The following is a 1,383-nucleotide window of genomic DNA, read 5'->3' on the forward strand; positions in this document are numbered from 1 at the left end:
TCATTAGTGTCCGGTTAAACTTTTTAAAAGCGGGATCTCCTTGATAGATTTCCCGCTTTATAGTAAATTGGTTTTACCACAAAACAAATTACTATGAATAAAAGTACTCACTTTAGCGGACATCCCATAATCAAACAGTTATTAAACTTGCTTCCAAAGCACATTGTTAGCCGGACAGCCGATTCTTTTGATAGTGATCGTTACTACAAGACGTGCAAGACCTATGAGCATGTGGTCTCGATGCTCTATGCGGCTATCAGTGGAGTGAATTCTTTGCGCGAACTCTCCACGGTGATGTTGGCCTGTGAGGGTAAGCTCAGCCATTTGGGGCTTACCAATTTTCCTAAGCGAAGTACGCTCTCGGATGCTAATGCCAATCGGGACAGCGAAGTCTTTGCTACCATCTATTATTCCCTTTTGGAAAAATATGCTAAGTTTTTATCGGACAGCAGCTCTCTAAACCTTCCTGTCAAGCACCTGAAGATTGTAGATTCGACCACTATCAGCCTTTTCAGCGATATTCTAAAAGGAGTTGGACGTAATCCTATTAACGGAAAGAAAAAGGGTGGTATCAAAATGCATACAATGATAAATGCCATGGAGGACGTTCCCTGTCTTGTCCGCTTTAGCAATGCTGCTACCCACGACCACACCTTCCTTAAAGAACTTGAACTCAAAAAAGGTTCTTTTGTGGTATTCGACAAGGCCTATAATGACTACCGGCAATACTTTGACTGGACAAACCAGGATATTTATTTTGTGACACGGCAAAAGGGAAATGCGCACTACAAAAGCGTGGCAGAATTTGACCTGGAAGACATCACACCTGACACAGTACTCAAGGATGAGGTCATAAACGTTCAGAAAAAAGAATTGACCATAGAGCTAAGGCGCATAGCCTATTGGGATGAAAAGAGCCAGAAAGTGTATGAGTTCTTATCCAACAACTTTTTGCTCAGCCCAGAGAAAATATGCGATATCTATAAACACAGATGGCAGATAGAAACGATGTTCAAACGCCTCAAGCAAAATTTTCCGCTCAAGTATTTTTTAGGAGACAGTTCCAATGCCATTAAAATACAAATATGGTGTGGGCTCATCGTACAGCTATTGATGCTGGTGGTGCAAAAAAGGACGAAGAAAACCTGGGCTTATTCAAATATGATCTCGATGGTACGACTGCACCTAATGAGCTATATAGACTTATTTAGTTTTTTAGAAAATCCTACCCAGGGATGGGATCATCTCACTACCAAACCACCAGATATACAACTGGAAATATTCTAGGGGGACCCTGCTATTCAGGTCTAAGCAAAAAAGGACGGTTCTATTGTGCTTAATCGGCCAATAAATCTAAATCCGTATTTTTACCGGACACTAATG

At 41.2% G+C, this 1,383-nt stretch carries 1 protein-coding gene; it reads left to right on the forward strand.

Translation table 11 applies throughout. The features are described 5' to 3' along the window. Positions 1-93: 93 nt before the first annotated feature. The gene (locus RM545_RS17405; RefSeq protein ID WP_311496556.1) at positions 94-1,287 is read left to right on the forward strand and encodes an IS4 family transposase; all 1,194 of its coding nucleotides are present in this window, start codon (positions 94-96) and stop codon (positions 1,285-1,287) included. The last annotated feature ends 96 nt before the right edge of the window (positions 1,288-1,383 follow it).

It is taken from the genome of Autumnicola lenta (assembly GCF_031846515.1).
Classification (GTDB): Bacteria; Bacteroidota; Bacteroidia; order Flavobacteriales; family Flavobacteriaceae; genus Autumnicola; species Autumnicola lenta.